The organism is Streptomyces sp. NPDC055103, assembly GCF_053607625.1.
Genome location: NZ_JBSGTX010000063.1, coordinates 32,016 through 50,957, shown reverse-complemented (window position 1 = coordinate 50,957; position 18,942 = coordinate 32,016). Strand labels below are relative to the sequence as shown.

The 18,942-nt window shown below is 72.9% G+C and carries 18 protein-coding genes; 8 read left to right on the top strand and 10 right to left on the bottom strand.

Annotated elements, in window-relative coordinates; all coding sequences use genetic code 11:
* Nucleotides 1-53: 53 nt before the first annotated feature.
* Entirely contained in the window at nt 54-1,556 is a 1,503-nt protein-coding gene (locus tag ACWFR1_RS31095) for an SCO1417 family MocR-like transcription factor (RefSeq protein WP_453557088.1), read from the bottom strand.
* 64 nt (nt 1,557-1,620) lie between these two features.
* Here ACWFR1_RS31095 and yczE point away from each other — a divergent pair, with 64 nt between their 5' ends.
* The 4 genes from yczE (at nt 1,621) to ACWFR1_RS31075 (ending at nt 5,272) form a co-directional block, all read left to right on the top strand.
* Nucleotides 1,621-2,418: a membrane protein YczE gene (yczE, locus tag ACWFR1_RS31090; RefSeq protein ID WP_453557086.1), complete on the top strand. Its 798-nt coding sequence runs from the start codon at nt 1,621-1,623 to the stop codon at nt 2,416-2,418.
* 38 nt (nt 2,419-2,456) lie between these two features.
* Nucleotides 2,457-3,221 (top strand): glycerophosphodiester phosphodiesterase family protein, encoded by a 765-nt coding sequence (locus tag ACWFR1_RS31085; protein WP_453557084.1) that lies wholly within the window; start codon nt 2,457-2,459, stop codon nt 3,219-3,221.
* Between the two features lie 56 nt (nt 3,222-3,277).
* The gene (locus ACWFR1_RS31080; protein ID WP_453557082.1) at nt 3,278-4,642 is read left to right on the top strand and encodes an MFS transporter; all 1,365 of its coding nucleotides are present in this window, start codon (nt 3,278-3,280) and stop codon (nt 4,640-4,642) included.
* Nucleotides 4,643-4,897: 255 nt separating this feature from the next.
* Complete coding sequence (locus tag ACWFR1_RS31075; protein ID WP_015032218.1) at nt 4,898-5,272, top strand: RNA polymerase-binding protein RbpA; 375 nt, start codon at nt 4,898-4,900, stop codon at nt 5,270-5,272.
* 182 nt (nt 5,273-5,454) lie between these two features.
* On the opposite strand, the gene fxsA is transcribed toward ACWFR1_RS31075, so the two are convergent.
* The 4 genes from fxsA to ACWFR1_RS31055 all read right to left on the bottom strand — a co-directional run bounded on the left by fxsA (nt 5,455) and on the right by ACWFR1_RS31055 (nt 9,577).
* Nucleotides 5,455-6,048: an FxsA family membrane protein gene (gene fxsA, locus ACWFR1_RS31070; RefSeq protein ID WP_453557080.1), complete on the bottom strand. Its 594-nt coding sequence runs from the start codon at nt 6,046-6,048 to the stop codon at nt 5,455-5,457.
* 140 nt (nt 6,049-6,188) lie between these two features.
* Nucleotides 6,189-6,965 (bottom strand): polyprenol monophosphomannose synthase, encoded by a 777-nt coding sequence (locus ACWFR1_RS31065; RefSeq protein ID WP_453557078.1) that lies wholly within the window; start codon nt 6,963-6,965, stop codon nt 6,189-6,191.
* 449 nt (nt 6,966-7,414) lie between these two features.
* Nucleotides 7,415-9,067 (bottom strand): amidohydrolase, encoded by a 1,653-nt coding sequence (locus tag ACWFR1_RS31060; RefSeq protein WP_453557076.1) that lies wholly within the window; start codon nt 9,065-9,067, stop codon nt 7,415-7,417.
* Nucleotides 9,068-9,136: 69 nt separating this feature from the next.
* On the bottom strand, nt 9,137-9,577 hold the full coding sequence (locus tag ACWFR1_RS31055) for an Lrp/AsnC family transcriptional regulator (protein ID WP_017242178.1): 441 nt from the start codon (nt 9,575-9,577) through the stop codon (nt 9,137-9,139).
* 226 nt (nt 9,578-9,803) lie between these two features.
* Between ACWFR1_RS31055 and ACWFR1_RS31050 the strand changes: the two genes are divergently transcribed.
* A complete protein-coding gene (locus ACWFR1_RS31050; protein ID WP_453557074.1) occupies nt 9,804-10,172 on the top strand; it encodes a hypothetical protein in 369 nt (122 codons plus the stop codon).
* 35 nt (nt 10,173-10,207) lie between these two features.
* Here the strand turns inward: ACWFR1_RS31050 and ACWFR1_RS31045 are convergent, their stop codons facing one another.
* On the bottom strand, nt 10,208-11,299 hold the full coding sequence (locus ACWFR1_RS31045; RefSeq protein ID WP_453557072.1) for a phosphotransferase family protein: 1,092 nt from the start codon (nt 11,297-11,299) through the stop codon (nt 10,208-10,210).
* 13 nt (nt 11,300-11,312) lie between these two features.
* Nucleotides 11,313-12,449 carry a hypothetical protein gene (locus ACWFR1_RS31040; protein ID WP_453557071.1) on the bottom strand — a complete coding sequence of 379 codons (1,137 nt, stop codon included), beginning with the start codon at nt 12,447-12,449 and terminating at the stop codon, nt 11,313-11,315.
* 173 nt (nt 12,450-12,622) lie between these two features.
* Here ACWFR1_RS31040 and ACWFR1_RS31035 point away from each other — a divergent pair, with 173 nt between their 5' ends.
* A complete protein-coding gene (locus tag ACWFR1_RS31035) occupies nt 12,623-12,964 on the top strand; it encodes a hypothetical protein (protein WP_453557069.1) in 342 nt (113 codons plus the stop codon).
* Here the strand turns inward: ACWFR1_RS31035 and ACWFR1_RS31030 are convergent.
* The 3 genes from ACWFR1_RS31030 to ACWFR1_RS31020 form a co-directional block, all read right to left on the bottom strand.
* The gene (locus ACWFR1_RS31030; RefSeq protein ID WP_453557067.1) at nt 12,927-14,099 is read right to left on the bottom strand and encodes an acyl-CoA dehydrogenase family protein; all 1,173 of its coding nucleotides are present in this window, start codon (nt 14,097-14,099) and stop codon (nt 12,927-12,929) included. The two genes, ACWFR1_RS31035 and ACWFR1_RS31030, sit on opposite strands and share 38 nt — an antisense overlap.
* 95 nt (nt 14,100-14,194) lie before the next feature.
* Nucleotides 14,195-14,344 carry an SCO1431 family membrane protein gene (locus ACWFR1_RS31025; RefSeq protein ID WP_453557065.1) on the bottom strand — a complete coding sequence of 50 codons (150 nt, stop codon included), beginning with the start codon at nt 14,342-14,344 and terminating at the stop codon, nt 14,195-14,197.
* 75 nt (nt 14,345-14,419) lie between these two features.
* Nucleotides 14,420-15,808 (bottom strand): peptidase C39 family protein, encoded by a 1,389-nt coding sequence (locus tag ACWFR1_RS31020; RefSeq protein WP_453557063.1) that lies wholly within the window; start codon nt 15,806-15,808, stop codon nt 14,420-14,422.
* A gap of 247 nt (nt 15,809-16,055) precedes the next feature.
* Between ACWFR1_RS31020 and ACWFR1_RS31015 the strand changes: the two genes are divergently transcribed.
* A complete protein-coding gene (locus tag ACWFR1_RS31015) occupies nt 16,056-16,685 on the top strand; it encodes a uridine kinase family protein (protein ID WP_453557061.1) in 630 nt (209 codons plus the stop codon).
* 310 nt (nt 16,686-16,995) lie between these two features.
* Complete coding sequence (locus ACWFR1_RS31010) at nt 16,996-18,915, top strand: AAA family ATPase (RefSeq protein ID WP_453557059.1); 1,920 nt, start codon at nt 16,996-16,998, stop codon at nt 18,913-18,915.
* Nucleotides 18,916-18,942 lie beyond the last annotated feature (27 nt).

The following is an 18,942-nucleotide window of genomic DNA, read 5'->3' as shown; positions in this document are numbered from 1 at the left end:
GGTACGGACCACCCGGGTCCGTACCGGCCTCTCGGCATGCGTCCTGCGGCGCCCTACGCCACGAACGACCGTGGCGGTTCCCCGCCCCCGCCCCCCGCGCCGGACTCCACCAGGCGCGCCGCCGCCGCCAGGCGGACGGCGGCCTCGTCGGCGACCGGGCCGCCGACCGTGAAGGGCAGCCGGATGAAGCCCTCGAAGGCGCCGTCCACGCCGAAGCGCGGGCCCGAGGGGACCCGGACGCCGACGCGCTCGCCCGCCTCGGCGAGCCGGGAGCCGGAGAGCCCGCCGGTGCGGACCCAGAGGGTCAGCCCGCCGCGCGGCACCGAGAACTCCCACTCCGGAAGCTCCCTGCGGACCGCGGCGACGATCGCGTCCCGGTTCTCGCGCGCCTGAGCACGCCGGAGGCGCACGGCCTCCTCCCAGCCGCCGGTCCCCATCAGCCAGTTCACGCCGAGCTGTTCCAGTACGGGGGTGCCGAGGTCCGCGTACGCGCGCGCGGCCACGAGGGAGCGGATGACGTCGGGCGCGGCCCGGACCCAGCCGATCCGCATGCCCGCCCAGAAGGCCTTGCTGGCCGAGCCGACCGTCAGGACCGTCGAGCCCGCCGGGTCGAAGGCGCAGACCGGCCGGGGCATCTCCACGTCGTCGTCGAGGTGCAGCTCGGTCATGGTCTCGTCGACGACGAGGACCGTGCCGGCCGAGCGGGCCGCGTCGACGAGCTGCCGCCGCTGGTCCTCGTCGGCCAGCGCGCCGGTCGGGTTGTGGAAGTCGGCGACGACGTACGCGAGGCGGGGCGCCGCGTCCCGCAGGACCTGGCGCCAGCGGCCCATGTCCCAGCTGCCGAGCCCCTCGGACATGGCGACGGGGACGAGCCGGGCGCCGGCCTCCCGCATGAGCTGGAGGATGTTCGCGTACGACGGCGACTCGACGGCGATGCGCTCGCCCCGCCCCGCGAAGAGGTGGCAGATGGCGTCGATGGCGCCCATCGCGCCGGTCGTCACCATGATCTGCTCGGGCATGGTGGGGATGCCGCGCGCGGTGTAGCGGTCGGCGAGCATCTGGCGCAGCGCCGGCAGCCCTGCCGGGTAGTCGCCGTGCGTGTGGGCGTACGGCGGCAGCTCCTCCAGGGCGCCCTGGACGCCCCGGGTGAGCCAGGGCTCGGGCGCGGGCAGAGCGGCGCAGCCGAGGTCGATCAGGGAGCCGAGGGCCTCAGGGGGCAGCGGTTCGAGGCCGCGCGCGGGCAGCGGGTTCCCGGCCGGGACGGCCGTCCAGCTGCCGGCCCCGCGGCGCGACTCCAGGAAGCCCTCGGAGCGCAGCGCCTCGTAGGCGGCGGCCACCGTCGTCCGGCTGACCGTCAGGGCGACGGCGAGCTCCCGCTCGGCGGGCAGACGGGCGGCGACCGGGACGCGGCCCTCCAGGACGAGGAGACGGATGCCGTCGGCGAGGGCGCGGTAGGCGGGCGGCTTGCGCGCGCCGGGTCCGGCGGGTCGCTGCTGCTGCGCCTGGAGCTGCCGGGCGAGCTGCGCCGGCCCCACCGCCGAAGTCCACTGAGCCATCGAAATCAGTCCACCTTCATCGAATTGGCCATGGTTGGCAGCCAATACCCCGCCACAGAGTGTCATGAGCCAGTCCACTACCACCACCCTGGGGGGAAGTCCCTTGTCCATCGCCTCCGGCCTCCACGGCCGGCACCTCACCCGTCGGCTCGTCCAGCTGTACGTCGGTCTGACGCTGTACGGGGTGAGCTCGGCGCTCCTGGTGCGCAGCGGGCTCGGTCTGGAGCCCTGGGGCGTCCTCCACCAGGGTCTCGCCGAGAAGACCGGGCTGACCATCGGCGTCGTGTCGATCATCGTCGGGGCCGCGGTGCTGCTCCTGTGGATCCCGATCCGGCAGAAGCCGGGTCTGGGCACCGTCTCCAACGTGTTCATGATCGGCCTGGCGATGGACGGCACCCTGGCGCTCGTCCCGGACGTCCACGGCCTGACCGGGCAGGTGCCGCTCCTCGTGCTCGGCATCGTCCTGAACGGGATCGCCACCGGCCTCTACATCGCGGCGCGGTTCGGCCCCGGCCCGCGCGACGGGCTGATGACCGGTCTGCACCGGCTCACCGGCCGGTCGATCCGGCTGGTGCGCACGGCGATCGAGGTGGCCGTCGTCGCGACCGGCTTCGCGCTCGGCGGTTCGGTCGGCGTCGGCACGGTCCTGTACGCGCTGGCGATCGGGCCGCTCGCCCAGTACTTCCTGCGCTGGTTCGCCGTACCGAAGGCGGAGCCGCAGTCGGGGCCGGAGCCGGAGCCGGAGCCCGAGTCTGCGCCGGAGCCGGCCTCGGAGTCTGAGCCCGTCGGCCACGTGGCCGCCCCGGAACGGGCGTCCGTCCGCCCGGAGGCAGCCGCCGAGCCGGAACCCGTCCGCCCGTAGGTCGCCCCCGGGACACCGGGACAGGCCATACTGCGCCCGTGACTCGCGTACGCCATCCCTATCTCGACCACCCCTCCCCCCTCGCGTTCGCCCACCGCGGCGGCACGGCGAACGGCCTGGAGAACACCGCGGCCGCCTTCCGCCTGGCCTCGGCGGCGGGCTACCGCTACTTCGAGACCGATGTCCACACGACGGCGGACGGGGTGCTCGTCGCCTTCCACGACGCGACCCTCGATCGGGTGACGGACGCCTCGGGCCGGATCCGCGACCTGCCGTGGGCGGCGGTGCGCGAGGCCCGTGTGGCGGCCCAGGAGCCGCTGCCGCTCTTCGCCGACCTCCTCGAGGAGTTCCCGGAGGCCCGCTGGAACGTGGATCTCAAGGCCGAGGCGGCCCTGGAGCCGCTGGTGGACCTGATCCGCAGGACCGGCGCCTGGGACCGGGTGTGCGTGGGGTCCTTCACCGAGTCCCGGGTGGCGCGGGCCCAGCGCCTCGCGGGCCCCCGGCTCGCCACCTCGTACGGGGTGCGCGGGGTCGTCGGGCTGCGGCTGCGCTCGCTGGGCGTCCCGGCAGCGGTGCGGGCGGGCGCGGTGGCGGCGCAGGTCCCGGAGCGCCAGGCCGGCATCCCGGTGGTCGACCGCCGGTTCGTCCGGGAGGCGCACGCGCGCGGGCTCCAGGTCCACGTCTGGACGGTGAACGATCCGGCCCGGATGAACTCTCTCCTCGACCTGGGCGTCGATGGCATCATGACCGATCATCTGGAGACGCTGCGCTCGGTGCTGACCGAGCGGGGGGCGTGGGTCTGAGCGCGCGCCGAGTCGGCGCGGGGCGGATCACGGGGACGAGCGAGGGGGGCGCGGCCTTGACCGCAGACACCACCGAACCGGAGGAGTACACCGTCGGTCCCGCCGAGCGGCGGCGCGAACAGCACGGCTGGTACTTCTACGACTTCGCGTGCTCGGTGTACTCGACGAGCGTGCTGACCGTGTTCCTCGGCCCGTACCTGACGTCGCTGGCGCGGGCGGCGGCCGACGCCGAGGGCTTCGTGCACCCGCTCGGGATACCCGTGCGGGCCGGCTCGCTCTTCGCGTACGCCGTGTCGGCGTCGATCGTCGTCGCGGTCCTGGTGATGCCGCTGGTGGGCGCGGTGGCGGACCGTACGGGCCGGAAGAAGCCGCTGCTCGCGGCGGCGGCGTACCTGGGGGCGGCGGCCACGGCGGGCATGTTCTTCCTCGCGGGCGACCGGTATCTCCTCGGCGCCTTCCTGCTGATCGTGGCGAACGCCTCGCTCGCGGTGTCGATGGTGCTCTACAACGCCTACCTGCCGCAGATCGCGGAGCCGGACGAGCGGGACAAGGTCTCCTCGCGCGGCTGGGCCTTCGGGTACACGTCCGGCGCGCTGGTCCTCGTACTGAACCTGGTCCTGTACTCGGGGCACGACTCGTTCGGCCTCACCGAGGGCGAGGCCATCCGGATCTGTCTGGCCTCGGCCGGCGTGTGGTGGGGCGCCTTCACCCTCGTACCGCTGCGGCGGCTGCGCGACCGGCACGTCCGCGCGGACGGAGCCGAGCGGGCGGGCGCGGTCGGCAGCGGCTGGCGGCAGCTGCGGGCGACCCTCAAGGACATGCGCCGGCACCCGCTGACGCTCTCCTTCCTGCTGGCCTATCTGGTCTACAACGACGGCGTGCAGACGGTGATCTCGCAGGCGTCGGTGTACGGGTCGGAGGAGCTGGGCCTCGACCAGACGACCTTGATCACGGCGGTGCTGCTGGTCCAGGTGCTCGCGGTGGTGGGGGCCCTGGGGATGGGGCGACTCGCCCGGACGTACGGCGCCAAGCGGACGATTCTCGGTTCGCTCGCGGTCTGGACGCTGATCCTGGCGGCGGGCTACTTCCTGCCGGCCGACGCGCCTGTGTTCTTCTACTGCCTGGCGGCCGCGATCGGGCTGGTCCTGGGCGGGAGCCAGGCGCTGTCGCGCTCGCTGTACTCCCATCTGGTGCCGCGCGGCAAGGAGGCGGAGTACTTCTCTGCCTACGAGATGAGCGATCGGGGATTGAGCTGGCTGGGTCCACTTGTGTTCGGTCTCGCGTATCAGCTGACCGGAAGCTATCGGGATGCCATCATCTCTCTCGTGATCTTCTTCGCGGTCGGCTTCGCCCTGCTCGCCCGGGTCCCGGTGCGGCGCGCGGTGGAGGAGGCGGGCAACCCGCTGCCGGAGCGAATTTAGACGCGGAAGTGAAAGGCCGGTAGTGTACGCCTTTGGCCTGCCAGGCGGACCGTTACTGCGTGCTGCTTTGGTGAAGACAGTGAGTCATATCTGATGTCAGATGTGACAAAACGGGCACTGGTGGGTACAACAAGGGGCGGCACGACGGGCGACGCATGACCCGGCACGGGAATCTTTACCGCCGACCGGACGTTGACCGGATAACGACGACAGCGACACCTGTCCTGTGGGCGACAAGCCCGGGAGGCACGATTCATGAGTGAGCGAGCTCTTCGCGGCACGCGCCTCGTGGTGACCAGCTACGAGACCGACCGCGGCATCGATCTGGCCCCGCGCCAGGCCGTGGAGTACGCATGCGAGAAGGGCCATCGTTTTGAGATGCCCTTCTCTGTGGAAGCGGAAATTCCGCCGGAGTGGGAGTGCAAGGTCTGCGGAATCCAGGCACTCCTGGTTGACGGGGACGGACCCGAGGAGAAGAAGGGCAAGCCTGCGCGTACGCACTGGGACATGCTCATGGAGCGGCGCACCCGCGAGGAGCTGGAGGAGGTCCTCGCCGAAAGGCTGGCCGTCCTGCGCTCCGGCGCCATGAACATCGCCGTGCATCCGCGCGACAGCCGCAAGTCCGCCTAGCGGCCCGCCGGACGAACAACGCCTCGGGGCCTGGTACACGAAGTGGTGTACCGGGCCCCGAGGCGTTTTCGCGTACCCGAGAGCCTGTGCGCCGGACTCGTGCGCCTGGCCCCATGCCCCGGACCCGGGAAAAGGGAACTCCGCGCACCCCCGAGGGGGGGATACGCGGAGCGCGGCGTCGATCAGGGCAGCAGGGGCGCCTGCGGCTCGTCGGGCCGACGGGGGCCCTGGCTCGCGTCCTCGCGGACGACCTCGCCCTGGACGACCTTTCCGTCCGGGCGGTGGATGCGCGCCTGCTGGAAGGCGTCCTGGAGGCTGCCGGGAGGCGCGGCGGCCATACGGCGCTCGACGGCCTTCTCCGCGTACCGCCCGAGAAGCGAGCGGACCTGCGGGATCAGCAGCAGGAGTCCGGCCGCGTCCGAGACGAGGCCGGGGATCATCAGGAGCAGGCCGCCGAGCATCAGGAAGCCGTTGCGGCCCTCAGCGCCGGTCCGCTCGGCCGGCGCGGGCGCCTCGCCCGTCCGAGCGGCCGCCTGGGCCTGCTGGAAGGTCGAGGTGAGGTTCCGGAAGGCGCGCCGGCCCGCCCGCTTCATCACGGTGGCACCGAGTACGGCACCGCCGACGAGCAGGGCGAGCACGGTCAGCGCGCCCGTCGCGTTCGCCACCACCGTGAGCAGCCAGATCTCCAGGACCAGCCAGGCGGCGACGGCGAGGGGAAGGAACGTGCGCGCGCGGGAGCGCTTGGGGGCGAGGGGAGGCGTTGCGCCGGTCGTCATGGACCCCAGTGTGCCTGGCACCCCGCCGGAACGTCGTAAAGGAAGGATCAGTACGCGCGCGACGAGGGCCGGTCTCCGGGGGAGGCGTCAGCTCGGGGAGGACATCGTGGCCAGGGAAGACCCGAGCCCCCGGGAAGGCGTCAGGAGGACTTGCGGCCGAGGATCCGGCCGACCTTCTCCGCCCGCGCCGTGAGACCCCAGCCGGTGACCCGCCACAGCGCCTCGACGACGATGTTCCGGCTCATCTTGGAGTCGCCGATCTCGCGCTCCACGAAGGTGATCGGGACCTCGACGACATGGAAGCCGGCGGCGACCGCGCGACGGGCCAGGTCGACCTGGAAGCAGTAGCCCGCGGAGGCGACGTCCTCCAGGCCGAGGCCCTCCAGGGTCTCCTTGCGGAAGGCCCGGTAGCCGCCGGTGACGTCGCGGATCGGCACGTCGAGCATCACGCGGGAGTAGAGGCTGCCGCCCCGGGAGATGAACTCGCGGGACTTCGGCCAGTTCACGATCCGGCCGCCCGGCACCCAGCGGGAGCCGAGGACGAGGTCCGCGCCCTTGAGCGCGGTGAGCAGGCGCGGGAGCTCCTCGGGCTGGTGCGAGCCGTCCGCGTCCATCTCGACGAGGACGCCGTAGCCGTGCTCGATGCCCCAGCGGAAGCCGGCCAGGTAGGCGGCGCCGAGCCCCTCCTTGCCCTTCCGGTGCAGGACGTGGACGTGATCGTCATCGGAGGCGATCTCGTCCGCGAACTTGCCCGTACCGTCGGGGCTGTTGTCGTCGGCGACGAGAACGTGCGCCTCGGGTACGGCCTCCCGCACCCGCGCGACGATCGGCTTGATGTTCTCCGCCTCGTTGTAGGTCGGAATGATCACCAAGGCCTTGCCGAGCGGGCCGTAACGCCTCTGGCCACCGTCGTTCACTACTGCCCCTTCGGATACAAACGCAGGACCCCACCATAGCGAGGTCCTCGGAGTGCTCCGCAGCTGCGGTCGCGCGGGGAAGGGACATATGCGGGCGCTTGCCGTGCGGTGCGGGGCCCGACGTCCTTCGGTCCGACCTGGGATCCGCTGGCTGCGGGTCGACCGAGAGCCGTTGTCTACTGAACGTCCGGGCCCCACCCGGGTCGCACCTTCCGCCGGAGAAACCTTCCCTCGCGGCCGAGGCGCGGGCGGCGGTCGGCGACTGCGTGGCGGTGTGAACCGGTCGGACGTCCTGTGGTGGACGCGGAGAACCTACCCGCCCCCGACCGGCGACTGTCAACACCGGCTTGACCTGCGGATTCTCCCTGAAAGGCCAGGCCGGAGGGGAAGATCCGCAGGTCGGGGACAAACGTACGGAGCGGTGCTCAACGGTCGGAAATATCCCTACATCACTCGTTCGGCCGTACGAACACCGTCTGTCCGTGCACCACCGTACGCAGGCAGACGGGGAGCTCCGCGCCGGGCGACAGATCGGGCAGACCCGGCGTACCGGAGCGGGGGTCGGTGGACCAGCGGGCCACCCGGTCGTCGGGCGCCTGTACGAGGAGCTCGCCGGTGCGCCAGACCGCGTAGTCGGCCGGGGCGCCGGGGACGAGCGTCCCGGCGTCGTCGCGGCCCACGGCCCTCCAGCCGCCCCGGGTATGGGCGGTGAAGGCGGCCCGGACGGAGATCCGGTGCTCGGGGGTGCGGTGGAAGGCGGCGGCCCGGACGGTGCCCCACGGGTCGAGCGGGGTAACCGGGCTGTCGGAGCCGAAGGCCAGCGGCACACCGGCGCGCAGCAGCGCCGCGTACGGGTTGAGGGTCCGGGCCCGCTCGACGCCCAGCCGGTCGGCGTACATGCCCTCCTCGCCACCCCAGAGCGCGTCGAAGGCGGGCTGGACGGAGACGGTGAGGCCGAGCTCGGCGAAGGCGGCGACGGTCTCGGGGGTGAGCATCTCGGCGTGCTCGACGCGGTGCCGGGCGGCGCGGACGCGGGCGAGGCCGACCTTCTCGGCGGCGGCGCGGACACCCTCGACGACCGAGGTCACGGCGGCGTCCCCGATGGCGTGGAAGCCGGCCTGGAGCCCCGCCTCGGTGCAGGCCACGACATGGAGGGCGACGGCGGCGGCGTCCAGGTGGGCGGCGCCCGTGTGCCCGGCGTCGGCGTGGTCCGCGTACGGCTCGTGGAGGCAGGCGGTGTGCGAGCCGAGGGAGCCGTCGGCGAAGAGGTCGCCGGCCGCCCCGAGGGCGCCCAGGGCCCGCGCCCGCTCGATGTCGAGGTCCGCCCAGTAGCCCACCACGCGGGGCCCGGCCTCGGCACGGGCCAGGTCCAGAAGGCCGGTGAAGTCCTCCTCGGAGGAGATCCGGGGGCCGCCGCACTCGTGCAGGGTGCCGATGCCGAGGGAGGCGGCGTGGCTCCGGGCGGCGCGCTGCGCCTCGGTGCGCTGCTCCGGGGAGACGGCGGCGAAGGCGGCGGCGCGGACGGCGTGATGCGCGTCACCGGTGAGCGGCCCCTGTCCGCCGTGGAAGCCGTCCAGGTCGCGGACGCCGGGGACGAGGTCGAGGAGGGAAGTCGTGACGACGGCCGAGTGGACGTCGATCCGGGTCAGGTAGAGCGGGCGGCCGCCGGTGAGTCCGTCGAGCTCGGCGCGGGTGAGCGGGCGGCGCTCGGGCCAGCGGGAGGCGTCCCAGCCGTGGCCGATGAGGATGCGGTCCGCGGGGCGGGCGGCGGCGTGGGCCCGGATGAGCTCCGCCGCGTCGGCGAGCGAGGCGGCGGAGGACAGGTCGAGGCCCGTGAGGGCGAATCCGGTGGCCGTGGTGTGCACGTGCGCGTCGACGAAGGCCGGGGTGACGAGCGCGCCCTCCAGGTCGACCACGTCGTCCACGCCGGAGGCGAAGGCGTCGGCAGCGCCCTCCGAGCCCACCCAGGCGACGTGTCCGCGCTCCACCACCATCGCGGTGGCGAAGGGATCGGCGGGGCTGTGGACTTCCCCACCGCGCAGCAGCACGGTGCGGTGTTCGGCGGCAGGGGCGGCGGACGCCGCGGACATGGGCTCACTCATGCGACCAGGCTATGACCTGGCGGGACCCGGTTTGTCCGGCAGGTCTCCGACCCCCTGCCGGAGGCGCGGTCAGATGCGCGGTGGCCGGGCCTCGTACGGCGTGGACAGGACGACGGTCGTCCGGCTGGAGACCCCGGCCTGCGAGCGGATGCGGCTGAGCAGGTGCTCCAGCTCCAGCGGCGTGGCCACCCGGACCTTGAGGATGTAGTTCTCGTCGCCCGCGACGCTGTGACAGGCCTCGATCTCCGGGATGTCGGCGAGCCGGTCGGGGGTGTCGTCGGGGGCGCTCGGGTCGAAGGGTTTGACCGAGATGAAGGCGGTGAGCGGCAGACCCACGGCCTCCGGGTCGACGACTGCGGCATAGCCGCGGATGACACCGCGCTGCTCGAGGCGGCGGACGCGCTGATGCACTGCCGAGGTGGACAGGCCGGTGGCCTTGCCCAGGTCGGTGTAGCTCATGCGCCCGTCCTTGACGAGCAACTCGACGATCTGACGATCCAGCTCCTCCATGCGGTGACCCTAGTGCGCCGCGGGCGCCCGGGGACAACCGGGGGCGACCCGTATAGGGCGCTATGGGCGGTCACGGGGCACCTGCGACAGGCATGTGACGAACGCCACAGGTTTGCGCCGGGCCCGAGATCCCGGCTCACGGTTATGCGGAGTTCCGCATGGGAAGTGCTTGCTGTGGTCGAGGCCGTAGCAGACCCGGCCGACGCACCCGAGGGGGAGATTCTCCATGCAGGATCCTGTTGAATCCGTCGACACGTCCGACGAGCTCGACGCGTACGACACCTTTGAGATGTTCCGGGTCGTCTGCCCGGAGTGCGTGCAGCCGATCGCGCTGCTCGCCGACGAGGACGTGCTGCCGGAGCACGCCCTCTGCCCCACGCCGTGGAACCCCTTCGTCCTGACGGTCTGCCCGGGGACGGGGCTCGCGGCCTCGGCGGCCCGTCCGGCGGACGACACCCTGGAGGTCCAGGAGCAGGACACCGCGCTGCTCCTGACGCTCCCCCAGGGTCTCGACTGGCGGACGCAGCCCTTCTCGCACGTCGGCGGTCCGGGCTCGCGTCCGCTGCGGGTGCCCCAGATGCGGCGCGCCGCCTAAGGCCTGTCCTGTGGTGCCCGCTCAGGGCACCCGTCTCACCAGTAGCTTCCCCGCACCATCGCCGCGAGCGTGGCGTGGTGCAGGATGAGGGCGTCCGGGTCTCCGGGCACCTCGACCTCTCCGAAGTGAGCCTGCCGGTACGCGATCCTGAGCATCACGATCGCGTGCCGCAGCGCCGCGTAGAGGGTGTGGAACTCCATGTCGCGCGGGGTGTGCCCGGTCAGTTCCGCGTACCGCCGCTCGATCGCGTCGCGGCGCAGGAAGTCGGGCAGGCCGGGCTGGCCGAAGGAGACCGTCAGGTCCTGGAAGAAGCGGTGGAGGTAGACCGCCCAGCCGAGGTCGACCTCGCGCGGGACGCAGGACGCCATCTCCCAGTCGAGGACGGCCGCGGGCCTGAACCCGTCGTAGACGATGTTCCCGATGCGGGCGTCGCCCCAGGCGAGTACGGCCGGGCCCTCGTCGGCCGGCCAGTGCGCCTCCAGCCAGTCGAAGGCGGACTCGATGAGCGGTGAAGGGGCGAGCCCCTCCACCACCCAGGCGTAGTACGCGCGTTGGGCGTCGACGTGGCGGCGCAGCGGGGTGCCCGCACCGTCCGGCAGCAGGAACTCCGCCTCCTTCGCGGGGAACTGGTCGTGCAGCCGGGCCAGTACGGAGACGGACTCGTCCTCCAGGAGCGCGCGTTCGGCGTCGGTGGCGGCGTGCAGCCAGTTCCCCTCGTACGTGTAGGGCATGACGTCCGGTGGCACCCGGCCCTCGGCGCGGGCCATCACGAAGAAGGGTGCGCCGAGCGGCCCCGGGTCCTCCTCCAGCCACAGCACGCGCGGCACGGGGACATCGGTGTGCTCGCCGACCAGCCGCATCACCCGGTGCTGCCGCGCCATGTCGTAGTCGGGGAAGACGGTGTACGCGGCGGGGTCGGCGGCCAGCCGCAGGGCGCAGCCGCGCACGGGAGTGTCGGGGTGGTCCAGGTCGAAGAGCAGGGTCTCGCTGGACATGCCGTTGGACCCGGGCACGGCGAGGCCGGTGACGCGAGCGCCGGGCAGATGCCGGTCCAGCCACCCGACGAGCCGCCGACCGAGCTCCTCGGGGTCGCGGGTGGTGGTGCGGGGACGGGGTGCGGTAGCCACGAAAAAAGCCTCCTCAGTTGGCCGTCGACGCGTGATCGGCGAAGCCGCTGGGGTCGTGGCGGCCGAAGGAGCCGTGCTCGAAGATGCCGTAGCCGGTGTGGCCTTCGAGGGTGAAGCGGGCCGCGTGGTCGGTGACGCCGTAGGCGGCCATAGGGTGCGCGGAGGGGTCGGTGAGGTCGTAGACCCGCCGGTCGGTCCAGCCGCGACCCCGCCAGGTGCCGTGCTGCCAGTCGGTGGCGGGCGGGTATCCCGCGCCGACGGCCAGCGGTGAAGAGGCGAGGATCTCGACGCCGATCTCCAGGGGTTTCCCCGTCGGGTCGACGAGGTGGACGACGGCCCGCTCGGGGTGGCGGGTGCCCGGGCGGTACGTGATGTCGGCGCGGGGCCAGCCGAGTTGGGTGTCGCGCCGGCCGTTCCGCACGAGCAGGGCCTCGTTGAGCGTGCGGTAGCCGTCGGCGTCCTCCTGGGCGATGACCATGAGGAAGCGGTCCTCGAAGCGCATCGGGATCCAGAGCCAGTGGAAGCCCTCGGGGCGGAACTCGGCGGCGCGGCCGGGTTCTTCGCCGGGTATCGGGCGGACCCCCCAGCTGCGGTCGCGGGTGCCGGTCCACTCCCCCGCGGTGACCGCGAACTCCTCGCCGCCCGCCCTGATCGTGCCCGCGCAGTGCCCGGCCTGGACGAAGCGGCGGCCTTCGAGGGTGAGGCGGTCGCCGTGGCGCTGGGTGTGGTGGGGCTCCCAGACGGCGGGGAAGTCGCCGGTCCACGTGAGGTCGAAGGAGAGCCCCTCCGGGTCGTCGGGGTCGGCCTCGCAGCGCAGGGAGAGCCGCTTGAGGGGTTCGTCGACGGTGATGGTGAGGGGGCCGACGGAGAGGTTCGTCCGGTCGTCGCCCAGGGCGTCCGAGGCGCGGACGGCGTGCAGCCGGTCGCCGGTGCGCAGGGTGGCGTAGGCGTCGATGACACCGGTGTTCGGGTAGACGCCGAGGCCGGCGATGAGCAGGGCCCTGCCCTGGTGGTCGAAGACGTGGAAGATGCAGCGGTCGTAGGCGTTGCGGTCGCTGCTGACGTGGTGCTTCATCGAGAGCGGGGCCTGGTGCACGGGGTATTCGTCGAGCGCGACGGGCCGGTCGTCGACGTGCCGGTTCACCGACATGGCTGACCTCCTGATCGGCGGGTGGTACCGCGTCGGCGGGTGCTTCCGCGATGGAAGCTGACGGTACGTCAGGTAAATGCCGGGCGACCAGAGTCGCGCACCGGGTACCGGACGAACTGCCGCTCGAATCCGTTCGGGGGTGACCCCGGCCGCCAGGGCGCGTTGGTCCGGGCATGACCACGCTGTACACCACCCCCAGCGGCTACGGTCGGCACAGGCAGGCCGAACCGCACATTGAAGAATCGGTTCCTCAGAAGGCACCGGTGCCGCCCCAGGGAGCGCCCGCTCCCCCACCCGCCCCCGCCCCCGCAGCTCCCGTGCCGACCCCGGTGCCCGTCCAGGTCCACCCGGACCCGCCCATCTACCAGGACGTCCTCAGCCTCTGGGCCAGCCAGGGCCGCACCCTCCCCGGCCACCGGGACCAGGAGTGGAGCCGGCTCGCCGCCGGCCCCGTCTGGGCGGACCGCACCGTCCGGGTCAGCGGGACTCTGGTCCGACGAGGTGACGCGCGATGACCACCCGCTGGATCTGATTGGTCCCCTCGACGATCTGCAGCATCTTCGCCTCCCGCAGGTACCGCTCCACGGGGAAGTCCGCGGTGTAGCCGTACCCGCCGAGCACCTGCACCGCGTCCGTCGTGACCTTCATGGCGGCGTCCGTGCAGAAGAGCTTCGCCATCGCCGCCGCCCGCCCGAACTCCCGCCCCTCGTCCCGGAGCCGCGCCGCCTCCAGACAGAGCGCCCGGCCCGCCTCCACCAGGGTCGCCATGTCGGCGAGCAGGAAGCGGAGCCCCTGGAAGTCGGCGATCGGCCGCCCGAACTGCCGGCGCTCCCGCGCGTACGCGACGGCCTCGTCCAGCGCCGCCCGGCCGAGCCCCACCGCGCAGGCGGCGATGCCGAGCCGGCCCGAGTCCAGGGCGGCGAGCGCGATCGGGAAGCCCTGCCCCTCCGCGCCGAGGCGTCGCGCGTCGGGGACCCGTACCCCGTCGAAGTGCAGCTGGGCGGTGGGCGAGCCCTTCATGCCCATCTTCCGCTCGGGCGGGGCCGCGCTCAGTCCCGGGGCGTCGCCGGGCACCAGGAAGGCGGTGATGCCGCGCGTCCCCGGACCGCCGGTGCGGGCCATGACCGTACAGAAGTCCGCGATCCCGCCATGGGTGATCCAGGCCTTGGTGCCGTCGATCGTCCACGAGTCGCCGTCCCGGACGGCCCGGGTCCGCAGCGCCGCCGCGTCCGAGCCGGCGGCGGGTTCGGAGAGGCAGTACGCGCCGAGCAGGCCGCCGCCCAGCATCGCGGGCAAATGCTCGGCCCGCTGCTCCTCGGTGCCGAAGTCCGCGAGGGCGTGGCAGGAGAGCGTGTGGACGCTGACCCCGAGGCCCACGGTGAGCCGGGCGGCGGCGAGTTCCTCCAGGACCTGGAGGTAGACCTCGTAGGGCTGGCCTCCCCCGCCGTACGCCGGATCGTAGGGGAGCCCGAGCAGCCCCGACCGGGAGAGGAGCGCGAACAGCTCGCGGGGGAACACACCGGCCGCCTCCTCCTCCGCGGCGCGCGGGGCGATCTCCCGGCGGGCGATGTCGCCGACCAGCGCGAGCAGCTCCCGGGCCTCGTCGGTGGGCAGCCGGCGTTCCACACCGTGCGCGGGGCTTTCGGACATGGCCGGGTGCTCCTCCCTGCGGGGCTGCGCGAGCGGGCGCGCACGGGGTCGCGGGGAGTATGCCCGTTCCGCCCCGGGGCATCACACGGCCGTGGTCACATGAGGCCCGCCCGGGTGACGAACACGGCGAGCACGACGACCAGGGTCCAGCCGAGGACGTGCTCCAGGATCTTCGGGCCGTCGCCGCCCCGGGGACCGCCCGTGCGGGCGCGGGTGAGGAGACGGGCATAGGTGGTTGCGGTCATGGCCACCACAGTGCGGCACGGGGGCGGCCCCGGGGTAGAGACGTCGGTCACGTCCCCCGGGGCCACCCGCCCGGCTCAGCCGATGCCGAGGGCCGCGAGGGCCTTGCGCTGGGCGGGCGACGGGCGGTCGGGGAAGTAGAGGTAGCAGACCCCTCCTGTGCCGGAGACCACTCGGCCGCTCGCGTTGTACCGCTTGGTACGCAGCCAGATGTTCTCCCACTCGCGCCGGAGGTAGACCCGGCGGACGGCCTCGTTGCTGGGTGAGGCCGGGTCGTTGGCGATGACGTCGCCGTCCGCGGTGAAGCCGATGACGGTCATGAGGTGGCCCGAGGTGCCGTATCCGGCGCCGGTCAGTTCCTCCTTGCGGAAGGACTGGGACGTTATGGCCGGGATGCCCGCCCGGACCAGGGTTTCGAGCTCCGTCAGCGAGCGCAGCCGGGTGACCACCGCGTTCATGTCGGGGTACGTGGCCGCGTAGGCGGCGTTGAAGGGCCAGTTGCCGCAGCCCTCGTACTGGTGGTCGTAGGTGAAGCGGGCCGCGTGGCAGACCTGGGGGTCGGCGAAGGCCGGGTTCACCCAGGCCAGCTGCTCGGCGGAGGGGCGGCACCCCCAGTACTCGACGATCATCTGGGAGGAGGTCGGGCTGCACCAGGCCTCGCCGCCGTTGTCGTACTCGGGGTACTGCCCGACGTGGGTGTTCTGCGAGTAGCGCGGCACGGTCAGCTCGTGGGCGGGGCCGGGGGCCGAGGCGGGGACGGTGAAGCGGTCCGGGACGTCCGAGGCCATCGCGCCGAGCCGCCACACCGTCGGGGTGAGGTCGCTCCCCGGGGTGCGGTAGAGGGTCAGCCTGAGCCGGTACGAGCTCAGCCGGAGCCCGCCGGCCGGGTCGTCGATCGCGAAGGTGTCGGTCCAGACGGAGCTCTTGCCGTCGGTCTGGTCGTCGACCGAGGTGCGCCGGATGTCGGCGTCGCCCGCGGCCCAGCGCCCCAGCACGTACCAGGGGGTGGCGGTGGCGTCGGAGTACGTGCCGGAGAGCTCGACCTGGAGCCAGGTGCCGGGCGGTGTGTGGGCGTTCCAGGAGGCGATGACCTCGGTGGCGGGCACGGTCGGGGTGTGCGCCGGTGACGTCCAGCTCGCGTACTCCCAGGCCGAGGTCCGGCCGGTGTGCGGGTCGGCGTACTCGGTGCGGCCCGCGGGGGCGGCGAGGACCAGGCCGGGGCGGTGGCCGGCGACCGCCTTGGTCCCGGCCGCGCTGCCGCACCTCCAGTCGGTGTACGAGGACCAGAAGCGGTTGTCGACGAGGCCGGGCGCCGGTGCGTGTCCCCGGTCGGTGGCGCAGTCGGCCGACGTGTCCGGGGCGCAGCCCGGGGAGGCGGAGGCCGGGACGGCGGTGGCCGCCGCCGTTCCCGCGGCGGCCGCGAGAGCCGCGGCGAGGACGGTTCTGCGCGGGGTGGAGCTGGTCATGGGCGGTGACCCCCAGTCGAGAACGGTGGGCGTACGGACCTGTGGACCTACGGGCGCGCTGCCGCCTCGGCGTACGGACCCGTCGGGGAACGGCGTACGGACAGGGGCCGCGCGGGCCCACTATCCCGGCTCCCACGGGCCGTCCGCCAGCACTTCGCCCCGCGCCGCCACACCAATATTGGTCTCGACCACTGGCGACGGTACCTCCCTGACCTGCGGCGGTCCCCCGCTCCCCTACCCTGGGTCCATGAGCGACCTCGACCGTGCGGCACACGCCCTGCTCCGGCTCCCGCCCTCCTGCGGGCCTGTCCGGCTGGTCGCGGTCGACGGTCACGCGGGCTCCGGCAAGTCGACGCTCGCGGCCCGGCTCTCCACCGCCCTCGGCGACGCCCCCGTCCTCCACCTCGACGACCTCGCCACCCACGAGGAGCTCTTCGCGTGGACCGGCCGGCTGCGGCAGCAGGTCCTGGAGCCGCTCTCCCGGGGCGAGACCGCCCTCTACCGGCCGTACGACTGGCACGGCCGGAGCTTCGGCGAGCCCCGAGCGCTGCCGCCCGCCCCGGTCGTCCTCGTCGAGGGCGTCGGCGCGGGCCGGAGGGCGGTGCGGCCGTTCCTGGCGTGGCTGCTGTGGATGGAGCGGGAGCCCGAGGAGTCCTGGGTCCGGGGGCGGCACCGGGACGGCCCTGCGCAGGCCGCGTTCTGGGACGGATGGACGCTGGCGGAGACTCGCCACTTCGCCGATGACCCCTCCCGACCGTTCGCCGACACCCTGGTACGGGAGCGTCAAGAGGGGTACGACTGGCTTCCCGGGCCCGGTGTGACAGCGGGCCCGGACCAGATCATCACGTACGGTGACGGCTTCATGTCCGTGAACTGAGGGCCCGAAAGTCCACTTCCGCAAGTGCCTCAACGCCGCTTGACCCAAGGGGCGGACTGGTCTTACGTTCTCAATGTGCGGCTTTTCGGAGCCGCCGCAGACACGAAGCCCCCGGTTGTTCCCCCGTGATCGGGGGCTTCGTTCTGCCCCTGACACCCCTCTCCGGGGCCACCGCGAGACCCTTGACGCTTACCCAGGGTCACTGCTTCCGGATCTTGCGCTTCTCCTTAATCGCGCACCCCCTGCGCAGGTACGATGCCCGCAGGTGCGGTCAAATCCCGTCCATGCGAAGACGGTTGTGGGGGACCCGATGGACATCGGCACGCAGGGCTCGCTGGCCCCCGCCGAACTCGCCTGGCTGCGCGGAGTCGACGCCTACACCATGGGCGCCTATCCGCAGGCTGAGGACGAGTTCCGGACGGCGGTACGGATCGACCCCGGGATGGCTGACGCCTGGCTCGGGTTGCACGCGCTCCGGGTCGACACCACGACCGCGCTGCTGCGCATGTACCGCAATCGAGAACGCTTCGGCGAGCAGCGCGCCCGGCACCGCCGCACGCTGAACTCCTGGTACTGGCTGGGCTGGTGGGTCCAGCCCGTCCTGGAGAGCCCGCGCGACCTGCTCCTCGCCCACGCCTCCCACTGGCTCGACGGGCGCCACGTACCGGAGCTGGACCGGGCCCTTGCGGGGCTCCCCCCGGTCGACACCGACCCGCAGGTCCGCTTCCTGCACGCCTGCCGCGCCTATCTCGTCAAGGACTGGGACCAGCTCGTCCGCCATACGGAGACCCTCGTCGACGACCCGCTGCTCGGCATCGAGGCGGGTCTCTTCGGCGGCATGGCCCGGGTCCGGCTGGAGATGTACGGCCAGGCCGAGCCGCTGCTCTCGGCCTCGCTGATGCGCTGTCGCAGCGAGCAGCCGCAGCGCAAGGAGCTCCGCTACTGGCTGGCCCGGGCCCACGAGGGCACCGGGCGCAGCGCCGCGGCCCTGCCCCTCTACCGGGCCGTGCACCGGATCGACCCGGCGTTCATGGACACGGCCGCCCGGCTCGCGGCCATCGCCGAGTACGACGGCTTCGAGGGGTACGACGGGGTGGACGACCCGTCCGGGCTCGCGACGGTCGCCCTCGGCACCGTCGGCGGCGGGCTCGGCCAGGAGACGCTGGACACCGTCCCGGGCGCCGACCCCGACGCCGGGGCGCTGGGCGACGGGCTGCGGCTCGCGCCCGAACCCGTACCGCCGATCGTCCCGGTCACCCCGCCCGAGACCGTACGGCAGAAGACTCCGGTGCCCTCGCAGCCCGGGCCGCCGCGCTTCCCCGCCGGGCCCACCGATCCGGTGCTGCTCGCGGAGGCGCTCGCCGAGCTGGAGGGCATGGTCGGGCTCGACCCGGTGAAGCGCCAGGTCAAGGCGCTCTCGGCGCAGCTGGAGATGGCGCGGCTCCGCGCCGGTCAGGGGCTCCCGGTCCAGCCGCCGAAGCGTCACTTCGTCTTCTCCGGCCCCTCAGGCACCGGGAAGACCACGGTCGCCCGGATCCTGGGGCGGGTCTTCTACGCCCTCGGGCTGCTCGGCGGCGACCACCTCGTGGAGGCCCAGCGGGCCGATCTCGTCGGTGAGTTCCTCGGGCAGACGGCGGTCAAGGCCAACGAGCTCATCGACTCGGCGCTCGGCGGGGTGCTCTTCGTCGACGAGGCGTACGCGCTCTCCAACACGGGCTACAGCAAGGGCGACGCGTACGGGGACGAGGCCCTCCAGGTCCTCCTCAAGCGGGCCGAGGACAACCGCGACCACCTGGTCGTCATCCTGGCCGGCTACCCCGAGGGCATGGACCGGCTGCTCACCACCAACCCCGGTCTGTCCTCCCGCTTCACCACGCGGGTCGACTTCCCCTCGTACCGGCCGCTCGAACTCACCGCGATCGGCGAGGTCCTGGCGGCGGCGAACGGCGACGGCTGGGACGACGAGGCCCGGGAGGAGCTCCGCTCGATCAACGGGCACGTCGTCGAGCAGGGCTGGATCGACGAGCTGGGCAACGGCCGCTTCCTGCGCACCCTGTACGAGAAGTCCTGCGCCTACCGGGACCTGCGGCTCTCGGGCTACCCGGGCACGCCGACCCGGGACGACCTGGCGACCCTCCGCCTCGCCGACCTGATGCAGGCGTACGGCGAGGTCCTGTCGGGCCGCGGTCCGATCGACCGCGGCCCTCAGCAGGAGCCCCCGGGGTACTAGGAGTGCACTGACGATCTTGCTCAGCGC

What these genes read in the sequence shown, in the direction of transcription:
- ACWFR1_RS31035 (WP_453557069.1), top strand. Translation starts at nt 12,623, where the DNA reads ATGACCACGCTGTACACCACCCCCAGCGGCTACGGTCGGCACAGGCAG.
- ACWFR1_RS31095 (WP_453557088.1), bottom strand. Translation starts at nt 1,556, where the DNA reads ATGGCTCAGTGGACTTCGGCGGTGGGGCCGGCGCAGCTCGCCCGGCAG.
- ACWFR1_RS31025 (WP_453557065.1), bottom strand. Translation starts at nt 14,344, where the DNA reads ATGACCGCAACCACCTATGCCCGTCTCCTCACCCGCGCCCGCACGGGC.
- ACWFR1_RS31020 (WP_453557063.1), bottom strand. Translation starts at nt 15,808, where the DNA reads ATGACCAGCTCCACCCCGCGCAGAACCGTCCTCGCCGCGGCTCTCGCG.
- fxsA (WP_453557080.1), bottom strand. Translation starts at nt 6,048, where the DNA reads ATGACGACCGGCGCAACGCCTCCCCTCGCCCCCAAGCGCTCCCGCGCG.
- ACWFR1_RS31060 (WP_453557076.1), bottom strand. Translation starts at nt 9,067, where the DNA reads ATGAGTGAGCCCATGTCCGCGGCGTCCGCCGCCCCTGCCGCCGAACAC.
- ACWFR1_RS31030 (WP_453557067.1), bottom strand. Translation starts at nt 14,099, where the DNA reads ATGTCCGAAAGCCCCGCGCACGGTGTGGAACGCCGGCTGCCCACCGAC.
- ACWFR1_RS31075 (WP_015032218.1), top strand. Translation starts at nt 4,898, where the DNA reads ATGAGTGAGCGAGCTCTTCGCGGCACGCGCCTCGTGGTGACCAGCTAC.
- ACWFR1_RS31010 (WP_453557059.1), top strand. Translation starts at nt 16,996, where the DNA reads ATGGACATCGGCACGCAGGGCTCGCTGGCCCCCGCCGAACTCGCCTGG.
- yczE (WP_453557086.1), top strand. Translation starts at nt 1,621, where the DNA reads ATGAGCCAGTCCACTACCACCACCCTGGGGGGAAGTCCCTTGTCCATC.
- ACWFR1_RS31015 (WP_453557061.1), top strand. Translation starts at nt 16,056, where the DNA reads ATGAGCGACCTCGACCGTGCGGCACACGCCCTGCTCCGGCTCCCGCCC.
- ACWFR1_RS31055 (WP_017242178.1), bottom strand. Translation starts at nt 9,577, where the DNA reads ATGGAGGAGCTGGATCGTCAGATCGTCGAGTTGCTCGTCAAGGACGGG.
- ACWFR1_RS31040 (WP_453557071.1), bottom strand. Translation starts at nt 12,449, where the DNA reads ATGTCGGTGAACCGGCACGTCGACGACCGGCCCGTCGCGCTCGACGAA.
- ACWFR1_RS31050 (WP_453557074.1), top strand. Translation starts at nt 9,804, where the DNA reads ATGCAGGATCCTGTTGAATCCGTCGACACGTCCGACGAGCTCGACGCG.